This is a genomic window from Citrobacter sp. GW821-FHT02E08 (genome assembly GCF_059421685.1).
The window spans coordinates 49744-63668 of the sequence record NZ_JBWKVL010000007.1; the positions used below are offsets into that span (position 1 = coordinate 49744).

16 protein-coding genes are annotated in these 13925 nt (G+C 53.9%); 13 read left to right on the plus strand and 3 right to left on the minus strand.

Annotated features, from left to right (window positions below; genetic code table 11):
- Positions 1-15: 15 nt before the first annotated feature.
- Positions 16-999 (minus strand): autoinducer 2 ABC transporter substrate-binding protein, encoded by a 984-nt coding sequence (locus AC07UY_RS11305; RefSeq protein WP_203360403.1) that lies wholly within the window; start codon positions 997-999, stop codon positions 16-18.
- A 417-nt stretch (positions 1000-1416) separates the two neighbouring features.
- Here AC07UY_RS11305 and AC07UY_RS11310 point away from each other — a divergent pair, with 417 nt between their 5' ends.
- On the plus strand, positions 1417-2055 hold the full coding sequence (locus AC07UY_RS11310; protein WP_494701223.1) for a DUF1007 family protein: 639 nt from the start codon (positions 1417-1419) through the stop codon (positions 2053-2055).
- Positions 2046-3026 carry a nickel/cobalt transporter gene (locus AC07UY_RS11315; protein WP_494661026.1) on the plus strand — a complete coding sequence of 327 codons (981 nt, stop codon included), beginning with the start codon at positions 2046-2048 and terminating at the stop codon, positions 3024-3026. The genes AC07UY_RS11310 and AC07UY_RS11315 overlap by 10 nt, the downstream gene beginning before the upstream one ends.
- 89 nt (positions 3027-3115) lie before the next feature.
- Here AC07UY_RS11315 and suhB read toward each other — a convergent pair whose 3' ends face one another.
- Positions 3116-3919, minus strand: a complete 804-nt coding sequence (gene suhB / locus AC07UY_RS11320; RefSeq protein WP_203360406.1) for an inositol-1-monophosphatase — start codon at positions 3917-3919, stop codon at positions 3116-3118.
- A gap of 118 nt (positions 3920-4037) precedes the next feature.
- Between suhB and trmJ the strand changes: the two genes are divergently transcribed.
- The 11 genes from trmJ to sseB all read left to right on the plus strand — a co-directional run bounded on the left by trmJ (position 4038) and on the right by sseB (position 12928).
- A complete protein-coding gene (gene trmJ, locus AC07UY_RS11325) occupies positions 4038-4769 on the plus strand; it encodes a tRNA (cytosine(32)/uridine(32)-2'-O)-methyltransferase TrmJ (protein ID WP_494661025.1) in 732 nt (243 codons plus the stop codon).
- Between the two features lie 195 nt (positions 4770-4964).
- Positions 4965-5456: a Fe-S cluster assembly transcriptional regulator IscR gene (gene iscR / locus AC07UY_RS11330; RefSeq protein ID WP_494661024.1), complete on the plus strand. Its 492-nt coding sequence runs from the start codon at positions 4965-4967 to the stop codon at positions 5454-5456.
- 241 nt (positions 5457-5697) lie between these two features.
- On the plus strand, positions 5698-6912 hold the full coding sequence (iscS, locus tag AC07UY_RS11335) for a cysteine desulfurase (protein WP_203360408.1): 1215 nt from the start codon (positions 5698-5700) through the stop codon (positions 6910-6912).
- A gap of 25 nt (positions 6913-6937) precedes the next feature.
- Complete coding sequence (iscU, locus tag AC07UY_RS11340) at positions 6938-7324, plus strand: Fe-S cluster assembly scaffold IscU (protein WP_002913991.1); 387 nt, start codon at positions 6938-6940, stop codon at positions 7322-7324.
- A 19-nt stretch (positions 7325-7343) separates the two neighbouring features.
- Positions 7344-7667, plus strand: coding sequence for an iron-sulfur cluster assembly protein IscA (gene iscA / locus AC07UY_RS11345; protein WP_003037681.1), 324 nt, complete (start codon positions 7344-7346; stop codon positions 7665-7667).
- 92 nt (positions 7668-7759) lie between these two features.
- The gene (gene hscB / locus AC07UY_RS11350; protein ID WP_494661023.1) at positions 7760-8275 is read left to right on the plus strand and encodes a co-chaperone HscB; all 516 of its coding nucleotides are present in this window, start codon (positions 7760-7762) and stop codon (positions 8273-8275) included.
- Between the two features lie 15 nt (positions 8276-8290).
- Positions 8291-10141: a Fe-S protein assembly chaperone HscA gene (hscA, locus tag AC07UY_RS11355; protein WP_494701222.1), complete on the plus strand. Its 1851-nt coding sequence runs from the start codon at positions 8291-8293 to the stop codon at positions 10139-10141.
- A 1-nt stretch (position 10142) separates the two neighbouring features.
- Entirely contained in the window at positions 10143-10478 is a 336-nt protein-coding gene (gene fdx, locus AC07UY_RS11360; protein ID WP_276294335.1) for an ISC system 2Fe-2S type ferredoxin, read from the plus strand.
- 11 nt (positions 10479-10489) lie between these two features.
- Positions 10490-10690 carry a Fe-S cluster assembly protein IscX gene (iscX, locus tag AC07UY_RS11365; protein ID WP_162379114.1) on the plus strand — a complete coding sequence of 67 codons (201 nt, stop codon included), beginning with the start codon at positions 10490-10492 and terminating at the stop codon, positions 10688-10690.
- A 70-nt stretch (positions 10691-10760) separates the two neighbouring features.
- A complete protein-coding gene (gene pepB / locus AC07UY_RS11370) occupies positions 10761-12044 on the plus strand; it encodes an aminopeptidase PepB (protein WP_494661020.1) in 1284 nt (427 codons plus the stop codon).
- Positions 12045-12151: 107 nt separating this feature from the next.
- A complete protein-coding gene (gene sseB, locus AC07UY_RS11375) occupies positions 12152-12928 on the plus strand; it encodes an enhanced serine sensitivity protein SseB (protein ID WP_494661019.1) in 777 nt (258 codons plus the stop codon).
- 89 nt (positions 12929-13017) lie between these two features.
- Here the strand turns inward: sseB and sseA are convergent, their stop codons facing one another.
- On the minus strand, positions 13018-13860 hold the full coding sequence (gene sseA, locus AC07UY_RS11380; protein WP_494661018.1) for a 3-mercaptopyruvate sulfurtransferase: 843 nt from the start codon (positions 13858-13860) through the stop codon (positions 13018-13020).
- Positions 13861-13925: the final 65 nt, after the last annotated feature.

Here is a 13925-nt window from a genome sequence, read left to right on the forward strand (position 1 = left end):
GTGTTGGCTAAGGCCTTAGAAACCGAGCGATTGTGCGTTGTCTTTGGTGACTTCGAGGATCTTGTTAAAGCGGATCACTTTCTTCTCCATGTCGATATCGGCTTTCCCTAAACCATCAATGCTCAGATCGGCGTTGACGTCTTTGCCCTGTAACAGTTGGTCAGCAACCGTGACCAGCGCGTAGCCCGCGTCTTTCGGATCCCACAGCAGCGCTTTTTTGATATCGCCGCGCATCAGGTAAGGTGCAGCCTGTGCTGGCATGGCAATACCGACGACGGCAATCTTATCTTTGGCGCGTTTTTTCTGCACAGCCTGTCCTGCACCGATTGGCCCCAGCGAACCGAAACCAATAATGCCCTTCATCTGTGGATAGGTTTTCATCAGGTCAAGTGTCGTGGAGTAGGACTTATCGATACTCTCTGCGACCGGCAGGCGTGAGGTAACTTCGAACATCTCTGGGTATTTTTCTTTTTGATACTTAATCGCATAGTCAGCCCACGCGTTATGCAACGGCACCGTCAGCGATCCGACATAGATGGCATAACCCCCTTTACCACCCATATTTTTCGCCAGCTCATCGACGTTGGCCTGCGCGTATTTTTCACTGTCGATGGTTTCGATATCCCACTGACCAATGTGCTCGTCCGGGGATTCGTGCGTCAGGACGACGATGCCTTTCTCGCGCGCTTTTTTCAGTACCGGCTCAAGGACTTTGGCATCATTCGGTACCACGATGATCGCATTGACGTTTTTGGCGATCAAATCTTCAATCACTTTCACCTGCTGCGCCGGATCCGGCGTAGAAGGGCCGGTCTGGTAGGCGTTCACATCCAGTTTTTTTGCTGCTTCATTGACGCCGGTTTCCATCCGGTTAAACCAGGGAATACCGGTGACTTTGGCAACCACAGCAATCTCATATTTTTCCGCCGCAAAGGACGTGCCGGACAACATGCATGCAGAAACCAGGGTTGCACTGAGTAATGCGAGTTTGAATTTCATCGTTGTACCTTTAGTAGGGGGGTAGGGCATGTCACGGCGCGAGGTTAACAACGAAGGGAAGAGGGAATGAACCATAGATTTTGTAAATGTGATCTATGCCCATTTTTGTAAATACACAGATAATCCGCTGTTATTATTTAGTTAAATTCTAATGCGTTGGTATTCACTCGATTAAATTTATTGTTAATAAAACATTGAAATGAAACCACGTATTAACAACTTATTATCATTTGACGTAAGTTAACGCGTTCATGACGCCGTTTTCGTTTCACCGTCAGAAAAGAAAGTTTCAGAATTGAGAACTGAATCGAGACCGGAAAACGGTGCTCAACATTTTTTCGTTCAATGATATCCTCACCGCACTTTCGCCAACGACGTCATTTCCGTGGCGGTCTGGATTTTTCTCGTGGAGAGCTCATGCAACGCGTTAAATGTATTGCCGTAACGTTGTTTCTCGCGGTCCTGTCGTTTGGAGCCGGAGCGCATCCCCACAGCTTTATTCGGCTGCAAACAGAGATCGTTAGTGAAAATAACCAGTTTGTGGCGTTGAAAATGCGCTGGACGATGGATGAAATCACCTCGGCCGATCTGCTTTATGACGCGGGCAATGCGAAACCCGGTGATGAAATCTGGAAAAAGCTGGCGGCGGAAGTGATGGCCAACGTACTTGGGCAGCACTACTTCACCGAGGTCTGGCATCGCGGACAAAAGGTGAAGTTTAAAAATCGCCCGACGGAATACGGTATGGAGCGTGAGGAACACCAGGCGGTGCTGACGTTCGTTTTGCCTCTGGCCCAGCCGCAACCGCTTACCGGACAGACCTATCTCATTTCCACGTTCGACCCCAGCTACTACGTGGATATGAGCTACGACAAAGACAGCGATGCGACACTGCCGCAGACGTTGAACAAGCAGTGCCAGATGGTGATGCACACGCCGACGCCCAATGAAGAGACGCTGAGCTTTGCCCAGTCGCTCGATAAAGAAGATGCCCCGCCAGAGGATATGAATTTGGGCCAACAGTTTGCACAGAAGGTGACGCTGACATGTCAGTAATGTACTCATCACGTCGTCGCCCGAGACGTTGGTGGGCATTGTGGCCGCTGGCGCTCTTCGTATTACTGGCCATCGGCGGCGGATATTGCTTGTGGCAGAACTGGCCGCAGGTCATGGTGAAAAGCATTCTCTGGCAACGAGAAGTGAACCAGCAGATAAGCGGTTTGCTGAAAGCGGTGGTGGAGAACCCGACACAGGCAGGTGGGTCGCTGTTGTTGTTTAGTTTTACCTATGGCGTGCTGCATGCGCTGGGGCCGGGGCATGGAAAAGTGGTGATCACCACCTGGCTGGCGACACATCCCTCAAAGCTGAAATCCAGTATCGGCCTGACGCTGGCCTCTTCCTTATTACAGGGACTGGTGGCGATTGGGCTGGTGGTTGTGGTGCTAACGGTACTGCAACTGCCCGCGCGACAACTGCATATGAGCAGTTTTTGGCTGGAGAAAGGGAGTTATGCGTTGGTTGGCGTGCTGGGTATTTTGCTGTGCTGGCGGGCGTTGAAAAAATTACGCATGCTGATGCGTCGACCGAAATTTACCGCCTTCTCACCGCATCATGAGCATCATGAAAACTGTGGCTGCGGACATCAGCATTTGCCCAATCCTGAACAGATGCAGAGCGGGGATGACTGGCGCGCCCGGCTGATGATTATTCTGTCGATGGGGATGCGCCCTTGTTCCGGCGCGATCATGGTGCTGTTGTTCAGTAAAGTGATTGGCGTCTTTAGTTGGGGAATGGCGTCGGCGCTGGCGATGGCGGCAGGTACCTCATTAACGATAACCTCTCTGGCCTTGCTGGTGCACAGTTTTCGAACGCTGGCGGTCAAGCTGAGCGGTAACAGAACGCCGGTATTATGGCGGCAGATTGGTTGGACAACGCTGGCATTAGCCGGTGGCGCGGTGCTCATTGTTGCTGCCGTGGTGATGTGGGTGAGTGCGGTGCCGGTGGGAAGGGGATTACGACCGTTTTAAAAAAGCCGGATAGTGGCTGACGCCTTATCCGGCTTACGTGAACGGTATGCATTGATGGCCGGATAAGACGTCTCCGGCACAACAACAGATTAGCGCTTCAGCGCATCGCTCAGTTCGTCACGCATGTTCGCCAGCATCGCTTTAACGACGCGTGGGTTGCCTGCAACGATGTTACCGGTCGTCATATAGTTATGACCGCCGGTAAAGTCGCACACCAGCGCGCCTGCTTCACGGGCAATCAGTTCACCTGCGGCAAAATCCCACGGCTTGAGGCCGATTTCGAAGTAACCGTCAACGCGAGCGGCGGCGACATAGGCCAGATCCAGCGCAGCGGAACCGGTGCGACGGAAGTCGGCGCATTCGGTATACATTTTGCCGAGAATCTTCATATAAGAAGGGGCGTGCTGTTTGGCTTTGAACGGGAAGCCGGTGGCGATAATGGTGCCATCCAGATCGCGAGCGGTGCTGCCGCGCAGACGGTAGCCGTTCAGCTGTGCGCCCTGACCGCGAGTGGCGGTGAACAGTTCGTTACGCATTGGATCGTAAACAACGGCGACTTCAGTACGGCCTTTAATGCGTACTGCGATGGATACCGCGAAGTGCGGCAGGCGTTTTACGAAGTTAGTGGTGCCATCCAGTGGATCGATAACCCATTGAACATCCAAATCTTCACCAACATGTTCACCGCTTTCTTCGGTGATGATGGTGTGCTGAGGGTAAGATTTACGGATCGTTTCGATAATAATCGCTTCGGCGGCTTTATCGACGTTAGTCACGAAATCATTGCTGCCTTTCTGGCTGGTTTCTACAGAGTCTGGAGTTTCGTAGTGTTTGGCAATTACATTACCCGCCTTGCGCGCTGCGCGCACGGCGATGGTCAGCATCGGATGCATCGGTCTCTCTCACTGGATGTTAAAGAACGGGAAAACGGCGCAGAGTATAGCAGCGAGATCGGAATATGTCTTCGATTTATGATAATATGGCCGAATAATCTTTAGCTGAAGAAAGACAATGCTGCAAAATATTCGAATTGTACTGGTGGAAACCTCCCACACGGGCAACATGGGCTCTGTTGCCCGCGCAATGAAAACCATGGGGTTAACCAATCTGTGGCTGGTGAACCCGTTGGTAAAACCGGATTCCCAGGCCATCGCCCTGGCAGCTGGCGCCAGCGACGTGATCGGCAATGCGCAAATCGTTGACACGCTGGATGAAGCGCTGGCGGGATGCAGCCTGGTCGTAGGCACCAGTGCGCGTTCTCGTACACTGCCGTGGCCGATGCTTGACCCGCGTGAATGCGGCTTAAAAAGTGTCTCAGAGGCAGCCAATTCGCCTGTTGCGTTGGTTTTTGGGCGTGAACGTGTTGGCCTGACCAATGACGAACTGCAAAAGTGTCATTATCATGTCGCGATTGCGGCGAACCCGGAGTACAGCTCGCTTAACCTCGCCATGGCGGTTCAGGTGATTGCCTATGAAGTGCGTATGGCCTGGCTGGCCACGCAGGAATCCGGCGATGCGGAGGAGTACGAAGAGACGCCGTATCCGCTGGTGGACGATCTGGAACGTTTTTATGGCCACCTGGAGCAAACGCTGCTTTCAACTGGCTTTATTCGTGAAGGCCATCCGGGGCAGGTGATGAACAAATTGCGCCGTCTGTTTACCCGCGCGCGTCCGGAAAGTCAGGAATTAAATATTCTGCGCGGAATTCTGGCGTCGATTGAGCAGCAGAGTAAAGGAAAGTAAGTGCGAGCAACAGGCCGGGTAAGCGTAGCGCTATCCGGTTGCAGAAAATGGCACTGAAGGTTAAATACCTGACTAAATCAGTCAAGTAAATAGTTGACCAATTTAGTCAGGAATGTCAGACTTGGCCCTGCTATGCAATACCCCCATTTTACAATAAAAACCCCGGGCAGGGGCGAGTTTGAGGTTAAGTAAGACATGAGACTGACATCTAAAGGGCGCTATGCCGTGACCGCAATGTTGGACGTTGCGCTCAACTCTGAAGCGGGCCCGGTACCGTTGGCTGATATTTCTGAACGTCAGGGAATCTCCCTTTCTTATTTGGAACAGCTGTTTTCGCGTTTGCGGAAAAACGGTCTGGTTTCCAGCGTACGTGGACCTGGCGGTGGTTATCTGCTGGGCAAAGATGCAGGCAGCATCGCAGTAGGTGAAGTGATCAGCGCTGTTGACGAGTCGGTTGATGCGACCCGTTGCCAGGGCAAAGGCGGTTGTCAGGGCGGCGATAAATGCCTGACGCATGCGCTGTGGCGTGATTTGAGTGACCGTCTGACCGGTTTTCTCAACAATATTACTCTGGGCGAACTGGTGAATAACCAGGAAGTTCTGGATGTGTCTGGTCGCCAGCACACCCATGACACCCCGCGCAGTGCTCGCGCACAAGACGCAATTGACGTGAAGTTGCGCGCCTAATTTGCCCGTCATATTTCGTGCTGCAACTGCGTTGGCCGCACTTGCTCGCCCCAGTCACTTACTTGATGTAAGCTCCTGGGACTCTCAAGTTTGCCGCCTTGCTGCAACACGAACTATTTAGGGCAAATAATTATAAAGAATTCAGAGTCAGGCCGGGGTGTTCCGCACCCCGTTAACGCGGTCGTACATCCAGCCGGTTGCCTGACTCCTTGCATTGAGTGATGTACGGAGTTTAAGAGCAATGAAATTACCGATTTATCTCGATTACTCCGCAACCACGCCGGTGGATCCGCGTGTTGCCGAGAAAATGATGCAGTGTCTGACTCTGGACGGAAACTTTGGTAACCCAGCTTCCCGTTCACACCGTTTTGGCTGGCATGCTGAAGAGGCGGTCGATATCGCCCGTAATCAGATTGCTGACCTGGTAGGTGCCGACCCGCGTGAAATTGTTTTCACCTCCGGTGCAACCGAATCCGACAACCTGGCGATCAAAGGTGCAGCCAACTTTTATCAGAAAAAAGGCAAGCACATCATCACCAGCAAAACCGAACATAAAGCCGTGCTGGATACCTGCCGTCAGCTGGAGCGCGAAGGGTTTGAAGTGACCTACCTGGCGCCGCAGAGCAACGGTATTATCGACCTGAAAGAACTGGAAGCGGCGATGCGTGATGACACCATCCTCGTTTCTATTATGCACGTGAACAACGAAATCGGCGTGGTACAGGATATCGCGACGATCGGCGAAATGTGCCGTGCGCGCGGCATCATCTACCACGTAGACGCCACCCAGAGCGTGGGCAAACTGCCTATCGATCTGAGCCAGCTGAAAGTGGATCTGATGTCCTTCTCCGGCCACAAAATCTATGGCCCGAAAGGCATCGGCGCGCTGTACGTGCGTCGTAAACCGCGTATCCGCATCGAAGCACAGATGCACGGCGGCGGTCACGAGCGCGGTATGCGTTCCGGTACGCTGCCTGTACACCAGATTGTCGGCATGGGTGAAGCCTATCGCATCGCGAAAGAAGAGATGGAAACCGAGATGGCGCGTCTGCGCGGTCTGCGTAACCGTCTGTGGGAAGGCGTGAAAGATATGGAAGAGGTTTACCTGAACGGTGATCTCGAGCAAGGCGCGCCGAACATTCTTAACGTCAGCTTCAACTATGTTGAAGGCGAATCGCTGATTATGGCGCTGAAAGATCTGGCTGTCTCTTCCGGTTCCGCATGTACCTCTGCAAGCCTCGAGCCATCCTATGTGCTGCGTGCGCTGGGGATGACCGACGAGTTGGCACATAGCTCTATCCGTTTCTCTTTAGGTCGTTTTACTACCGAAGAAGAAATTGATTACACCATCGATCTGGTTCGCAAATCCATTGGTCGTCTGCGTGAACTTTCTCCGCTGTGGGACATGTTCAAGCAGGGCGTGGATCTGAACAGCATCGAATGGTCACATCATTAATCGGTACCGATAAGGGGAATTCATCATGGCTTACAGCGAAAAAGTAATCGATCATTACGAGAATCCACGTAACGTGGGTTCTTTTGACAACAGCGACGAGAACGTGGGCAGCGGTATGGTGGGTGCACCAGCCTGTGGCGACGTAATGAAGTTGCAGATTAAAGTCAACAATGAAGGTATCATTGAAGACGCGCGTTTCAAGACTTACGGCTGTGGTTCCGCCATTGCCTCCAGCTCCCTGGTCACCGAATGGGTAAAAGGGAAATCGCTGGACGAAGCACAGGCAATTAAAAATACAGACATCGCCGACGAGCTTGAACTGCCGCCAGTGAAAATTCACTGTTCTATCCTGGCAGAAGACGCAATTAAAGCCGCCATTGCGGACTACAAAAGCAAACGTGAAGCAAAATAAAAAGAGTTGAGGTTTTGTTATGTCGATTACACTTAGCGACAGTGCAGCAGCGCGAGTCAATACCTTCCTGGCCAACCGTGGTAAAGGGTTTGGTCTGCGTCTGGGCGTGAGAACCTCTGGCTGCTCGGGTATGGCTTATGTACTGGAATTTGTCGATGAACCGGCGGCTGAAGACACCGTGTTTGAAGACAAAGGCGTAAAAGTAGTGGTCGACGGCAAGAGCCTGCAATTTCTGGACGGTACGCAACTGGACTTCGTAAAAGAAGGTCTGAACGAAGGGTTTAAATTCACTAACCCGAACGTAAAAGACGAGTGTGGATGCGGCGAAAGCTTCCACGTGTAACGCGCTTACCGATAACCCCACCGTGGTCGCCTGCGCGTGGGGTTTGTTTTACCTGACTCTCTGTGAAAGAGAATCGCTGCCCTGAGAATGTTATGGACTACTTCACCCTCTTTGGCTTGCCGGCGCAATATCAACTCGATACTCAGGCGCTGAGCCTTCGTTTTCAGGATCTTCAACGTCAGTATCATCCTGATAAATTCGCCAGCGGCACGCAGGCGGAGCAACTCGCTGCAGTACAACACTCCGCCAACATTAACCAGGCATGGCAAACGTTGCGCCATCCTTTGATGCGCGCCGAATACCTGTTGTCACTGCACGGTTTCGATCTTTCAAGCGAGCAGCACACCGTGCGCGATACCGCGTTCCTGATGGAACAGCTCGAACTGCGTGAAGAGCTTGATGAGATTGAACAGACGAAGGACGAAGTGCGGCTGGAAGGTTTTATCAAGCGTGTGAAAACGATGTTTGAGACCCGCCGTCAACTAATGGTGGAACAGTTAGACAGTGAGACGTGGGATAGGGCGGCAGACACCGTGCGTAAACTGCGTTTTCTCGATAAACTGCAAAGCTCAGCAGAACAACTCGAAGAAAAGCTGCTCGATTTTTAATTTTCGGAAGCGAATATGGCCTTATTACAAATTAGTGAGCCTGGTCTGAGTGCAGCGCCGCACCAGCGTCGTCTGGCGGCTGGCATCGACTTAGGCACCACCAACTCTTTAGTGGCGACCGTGCGTAGCGGACAAGCAGAAACGCTGGCCGATCACGAAGGCCGTCACCTGCTGCCGTCTGTGGTTCACTATCAGCAGCAGGGCCACACGGTCGGTTATGACGCGCGCACCAATGCCGCGCTGGATACCGCCAACACCATCAGCTCGGTTAAACGTATGATGGGCCGTTCTCTGGCGGACATTCGTGCGCGTTATCCGCACCTGCCATATCAGTTTCAGGCAAGTGAAAACGGTCTGCCGATGATCGAGACCGCGGCAGGATTGTTGAATCCGATACGTGTCTCTGCCGATATCCTGAAAGCGCTGGCGGCGCGGGCAACCGAATCGCTGTCAGGCGAACTGGACGGCGTCGTCATAACGGTTCCGGCGTATTTCGATGACGCACAGCGTCAGGGCACCAAAGACGCCGCGCGGCTGGCGGGCCTGCATGTGCTGCGCCTGCTTAACGAACCCACGGCGGCGGCGATTGCCTACGGCCTGGACTCGGGTAAAGAGGACGTCATCGCGGTTTACGACCTGGGCGGTGGCACGTTTGATATTTCGATTTTACGTCTGAGTCGCGGTGTGTTCGAAGTGCTGGCGACCGGTGGTGATTCCGCGCTGGGCGGCGATGACTTCGACCACCTGCTGGCGGACTACATTCGCGAACAAGCCGGAGTTGCCGACCGTAGCGATAACCGCGTACAGCGCGAACTGCTGGATGCGGCGATTGCGGCAAAAATCGCGCTCAGCGATGCCGATGTCGTCACCGTAGATGTGGCGGGATGGCAGGGTGACATTACCCGCGAACAGTTTAACGAACTCATTTCCGCACTGGTCAAGCGTACCCTGCTGGCCTGTCGTCGCGCATTGAAAGATGCCGGTGTTGAGGCGCAGGATGTGCTGGAAGTGGTGATGGTCGGAGGCTCCACCCGTGTGCCGCTGGTGCGTGAACGGGTGGGCGAATTCTTTGGTCGTCCGCCGCTGACCTCGATCGACCCGGATAAAGTGGTCGCCATCGGCGCTGCAATCCAGGCCGATATTCTGGTTGGTAACAAGCCGGACAGCGAAATGCTGCTGCTGGATGTGATCCCGCTGTCGCTGGGTCTTGAAACCATGGGCGGCCTGGTGGAAAAAGTGATCCCTCGCAACACCACGATTCCGGTGGCGCGTGCGCAGGACTTCACCACCTTTAAAGACGGTCAGACCGCCATGTCTATCCACGTGATGCAGGGTGAACGTGAACTGGTGCAGGATTGCCGTTCGCTGGCACGCTTCGCGTTGCGAGGAATTCCGGCGCTGCCTGCGGGTGGGGCGCATATTCGCGTGACTTTCCAGGTCGATGCCGACGGTTTGCTGAGCGTCACCGCGATGGAGAAATCCACTGGCGTCGAGTCGTCTATTCAGGTTAAGCCTTCGTACGGCCTGACGGACAGCGAAATCGCCTCCATGATCCAGGACTCCATGAGCTTTGCCGAGCAGGATGTAAAAGCCCGTATGCTGGCAGAGCAAAAAGTCGAAGCTGCACGCGTGCTGGAAAGCTTGACCAGCGCGCTCATTGCGGATGCCGCGCTGCTCAGCGCCGCAGAGCGTCAGGTTATCGACGATGCCGCCGCGCGCTTGAGCGAGGTTGCACAGGGCGATGATGTTGACGCCATTGAACAAGCCATTAAAAACGTAGACAAACAAACCCAGGAATTCGCCGCTCGCCGTATGGACCAGTCGGTCCGTAGCGCGCTGAAAGGCCAATCCGTGGACGAGGTTTAATATGCCAAAGATTGTTATTCTGCCTCATCAGGATCTCTGTCCCGATGGCGCAGTTCTGGAAGCGGATCGCGGAGAAACCATTCTCGATGTTGCCCTGCGTAACGGTATCGAGATTGAACACGCCTGTGAAAAATCCTGTGCCTGCACCACCTGCCACTGCATCGTGCGTGAAGGTTTCGACTCCCTGGCCGAAAGCACGGAAGACGAAGACGACATGCTGGATAAGGCCTGGGGACTGGAGCCTGAGAGTCGTTTAGGCTGCCAGGCGCGCGTCACTGACGAAGATTTAGTGGTCGAAATCCCACGTTACACAATCAACCATGCGCGTGAGCATTAACAGAGGGTAGTATGGGACTGAAGTGGACTGATAGCCGCGAGATTGGCGAAGCGCTGTATGATGCCTTCCCCGACCTTGACCCAAAAACCGTTCGTTTCACCGACCTGCATCAATGGATCTGCGAGCTGGAAGATTTCGATGATGACCCGCAGGCATCAAACGAAAAAATTCTTGAAGCCATCCTGCTGATCTGGCTGGACGAAGCTGAATAAGTAAACGGGCTGCCCACGGGTGGCCCGTTTTTCTGTATGTGCGAATTATGTGCGAATAAGGAAAATAACAATGACAGAAGCCATGAAAATTACGCTTTCCACGCAACCTGCTGACGCTCGCTGGGGAGAAAAAGCGACATACAGCATTAATAATGAAGGCATTACCCTGCATCTCAATGGGAAAGACGACCTTGGTGTTATCCAGCGTGCGGCGCGTAAAATCGACGGCCTGGGTATCAAACATGTAGAGCTGACCGGAGAAGGCTGGGATGCGGATCGCTGCTGGGCATTCTGGCAGGGTTACAAAGCGCCGAAAGGCAGCCGTAAAGTGGAGTGGCCAGATCTGGAGGACGCGCAGCGTCAGGAGCTGAATAGCCGTCTGACCATTATCGACTGGGTGCGCGATACCATTAACGCGCCAGCGGAAGAGCTCGGGCCGGAGCAACTGGCGCAGCGTGCGGTGGATCTGCTGTGCAGCGTGGCGTGCGACCACGTCTCTTACCGCATTACCAAAGGCGAAGATCTGCGCGAGCAGAACTATATGGGTCTGCATACGGTGGGTCGTGGTTCCGAACGTCCGCCGGTCCTGCTGGCGCTGGATTACAATCCAACGGGCAGTAAAGAAGCTCCGGTGTATGCCTGTCTGGTGGGGAAAGGGATCACTTTCGATTCTGGTGGCTACAGCATCAAACAGAGCGCGTTTATGGACTCGATGAAGTCCGATATGGGCGGTGCGGCAACGGTGACCGGCGCGCTGGCGTTTGCTATCACCCGTGGTCTGAACAAACGCGTGAAGCTCTACCTGTGCTGTGCAGATAACCTGATCAGCGGCAATGCGTTCAAACTGGGCGATATTATTCGCTATCGCAACGGTAAAAACGTTGAAATCATGAACACCGACGCAGAAGGGCGTCTGGTTCTGGCGGACGGGCTGATTGATGCCTGCGCGCAAAAACCGGAGCTGATCATTGATGCCGCGACGCTCACGGGGGCGGCGAAAACGGCACTGGGTAATGATTATCACGCGCTGTTCAGCTTTGATGATCAACTGGCGGGGCGCCTGTTGGCGAGCGCGACAGCAGAAAACGAGCCGTTCTGGCGTTTGCCGCTGGCTGAGTTCCACCGTAGCCAGTTGCCGTCAAACTTTGCGGAACTGAACAATACGGCCAGTGCAGCGTACCCGGCAGGGGCGAGTACGGCGGCGGGGTTCCTGTCGCATTTTGTGGAAAACTACCAGCAAGGTTGGCTGCATATCGACTGCTCCGCAACCTACCGTAAGGCGCCTGTAGAGCAGTGGTCCGCAGGGGCAACAGGACTGGGTGTCCGCACGATTGCTAATCTACTGACTGCCTGAAAAGTGTTTTTGTAGGCCGGGTAAGCGAAGCGCCACCCGGCATTTTGCCTGATGGCGACGCAGTGCGTCTTATCAGGCCTACAATCCATATATAATTTGTGATCTCTATGTCTGAAACAAAAAATGAATTAGAAACCCTGCTGGAGAAGGCGGCCACCGAGCCCGCGCATCGTCCGGCATTTTTCCGTACTTTACTGGAGTCTACTGTCTGGGTTCCGGGCACCGCTGCAGAAGGCGAAGCGATTGTTGAAGACAGTGCGCTGGATTTGCAGCACTGGGAAAAAGAAGACGGCACCACGGTAATCCCGTTTTTCACCTCGCTTGAAGCATTGCAGCAGGCTGTGGAAGAGGAGCAGGCATTTGTGGTGATGCCAGTGCGTACCTTATTTGAAATGACGCTGGGCGAGACGCTTTTTCTCAATGCCAAACTGCCGACGGGCAAAGAGTTTATGCCGCGTGAAATCAGCCATTTGATCGGCGAAGAAGGCAATCCGCTGAGTACCCAGGAGGTACTGGAAGGGGGAGAGTCGTTAATTCTCTCTGAAGTGGCAGAACCGCCCGCGCAGATGATTGATTCGCTAACGACGCTGTTTAAAACCATTAAACCGGTAAAAAGAGCCTTCCTCTGTTCGATTAAAGACAGCGCAGAGGCACAGCCCAACCTGCTGATTGGTATCGAAGCGGATGGCGATATTGAGGAGATTATTCAGGCGGCGGGCAGCGTAGCGACCGACACGTTACTGGGTGATGAACCGATCGATATCTGCCAGGTAGTGAAAGGCGAGAAGGGGATCAGCCACTTTATTACTGAGCACATTGCGCCGTTCTACGAGCGTCGCTGGGGCGGGTTCCTGCGCGATTTTAAACAGAATCGGATTATCTGAAAAAGCCTGATGGCGCTGCGCTCATCAGGCCTGTAAGGTGCAATTCTGTTGGCCGGATAAGCGTTTAGCGCCATCCGGCATGGCAAACATTACGCAGGCTCTACCGGTAAATCGGCGCGAGCGCCCCATTCACTCCATGCTCCGTCATACAGTGCAACGTTCTGCACGCCGAGCGTCGTCAGTGCCAGAACCACAACGGCCGCCGTGACGCCTGAACCGCAACTTGCGATGATCGGTCTGTCAAAACTCACCCCGTGGCTGAAGAAAATAGTATCCAGCTCGTCGGTCGTTTTTAACTCGCCATCACGAACCAGTTCACTCCACGGTACGTTTAGCGCGCCAGGAACGTGACCACGTCTCAGGCCCGGACGCGGTTCGTCGACTTCAGCATTGAATCGTGCGGCCGGGCGGGCATCGACAATCTGGGCGGTTTTTTCGTGGCTGGCCAGCAGGACATCGGTTAGACGCACGACGGCCTCTGGGGTGAATTTAACCTCAAACTCCCCTTCAGACCAGGCGGCTTCCCCTTCCTGCAACGGCAGTTCTTCACGCTCCCAGCCTGCCAGACCACCGGCAAGAATAGAGACATTTTCCACCCCGAAGGTGCGGAGCATCCACCACGCTCGCGGTGCAGAGAAGAGGTTGCCGTCGTCATAAACCACCAGATGTTTATCCTGAAAGACGCCCAGTTCGCGCATCGCGACGGCGAAAGCTTCCGGGCGCGGCATCATGTGCGGCAATGGCGAGGTATGGTCGGAGAGCGCTTCGATATCGAAAAAAACAGCCCCGGGAATATGCCCTGAACGGTATTCGCCCGCAACATCACGGTCTTCTTGTCCAGGGGGAGCCATACGGGCGTCAATGATTTGTATTTCCGGGTCATCGATATGTTCGGCAAGCCAGTCGGCTGCAACAAACCAGGGGGTAGTCATAGGCGTCTCCATTTTTACCAGTGCTTTGGCAAATTGTCGGCCGTTTGCCGTAAAGGAACAAGTAA

Coding starts and splice junctions, on each gene's coding strand:
- AC07UY_RS11305 (WP_203360403.1), bottom strand. CDS start 999: ATGAAATTCAAACTCGCATTACTCAGTGCAACCCTGGTTTCTGCATGC.
- AC07UY_RS11310 (WP_494701223.1), top strand. CDS start 1,417: ATGCAACGCGTTAAATGTATTGCCGTAACGTTGTTTCTCGCGGTCCTG.
- AC07UY_RS11315 (WP_494661026.1), top strand. CDS start 2,046: ATGTCAGTAATGTACTCATCACGTCGTCGCCCGAGACGTTGGTGGGCA.
- suhB (WP_203360406.1), bottom strand. CDS start 3,919: ATGCATCCGATGCTGACCATCGCCGTGCGCGCAGCGCGCAAGGCGGGT.
- trmJ (WP_494661025.1), top strand. CDS start 4,038: ATGCTGCAAAATATTCGAATTGTACTGGTGGAAACCTCCCACACGGGC.
- iscR (WP_494661024.1), top strand. CDS start 4,965: ATGAGACTGACATCTAAAGGGCGCTATGCCGTGACCGCAATGTTGGAC.
- iscS (WP_203360408.1), top strand. CDS start 5,698: ATGAAATTACCGATTTATCTCGATTACTCCGCAACCACGCCGGTGGAT.
- iscU (WP_002913991.1), top strand. CDS start 6,938: ATGGCTTACAGCGAAAAAGTAATCGATCATTACGAGAATCCACGTAAC.
- iscA (WP_003037681.1), top strand. CDS start 7,344: ATGTCGATTACACTTAGCGACAGTGCAGCAGCGCGAGTCAATACCTTC.
- hscB (WP_494661023.1), top strand. CDS start 7,760: ATGGACTACTTCACCCTCTTTGGCTTGCCGGCGCAATATCAACTCGAT.
- hscA (WP_494701222.1), top strand. CDS start 8,291: ATGGCCTTATTACAAATTAGTGAGCCTGGTCTGAGTGCAGCGCCGCAC.
- fdx (WP_276294335.1), top strand. CDS start 10,143: ATGCCAAAGATTGTTATTCTGCCTCATCAGGATCTCTGTCCCGATGGC.
- iscX (WP_162379114.1), top strand. CDS start 10,490: ATGGGACTGAAGTGGACTGATAGCCGCGAGATTGGCGAAGCGCTGTAT.
- pepB (WP_494661020.1), top strand. CDS start 10,761: ATGACAGAAGCCATGAAAATTACGCTTTCCACGCAACCTGCTGACGCT.
- sseB (WP_494661019.1), top strand. CDS start 12,152: ATGTCTGAAACAAAAAATGAATTAGAAACCCTGCTGGAGAAGGCGGCC.
- sseA (WP_494661018.1), bottom strand. CDS start 13,860: ATGACTACCCCCTGGTTTGTTGCAGCCGACTGGCTTGCCGAACATATC.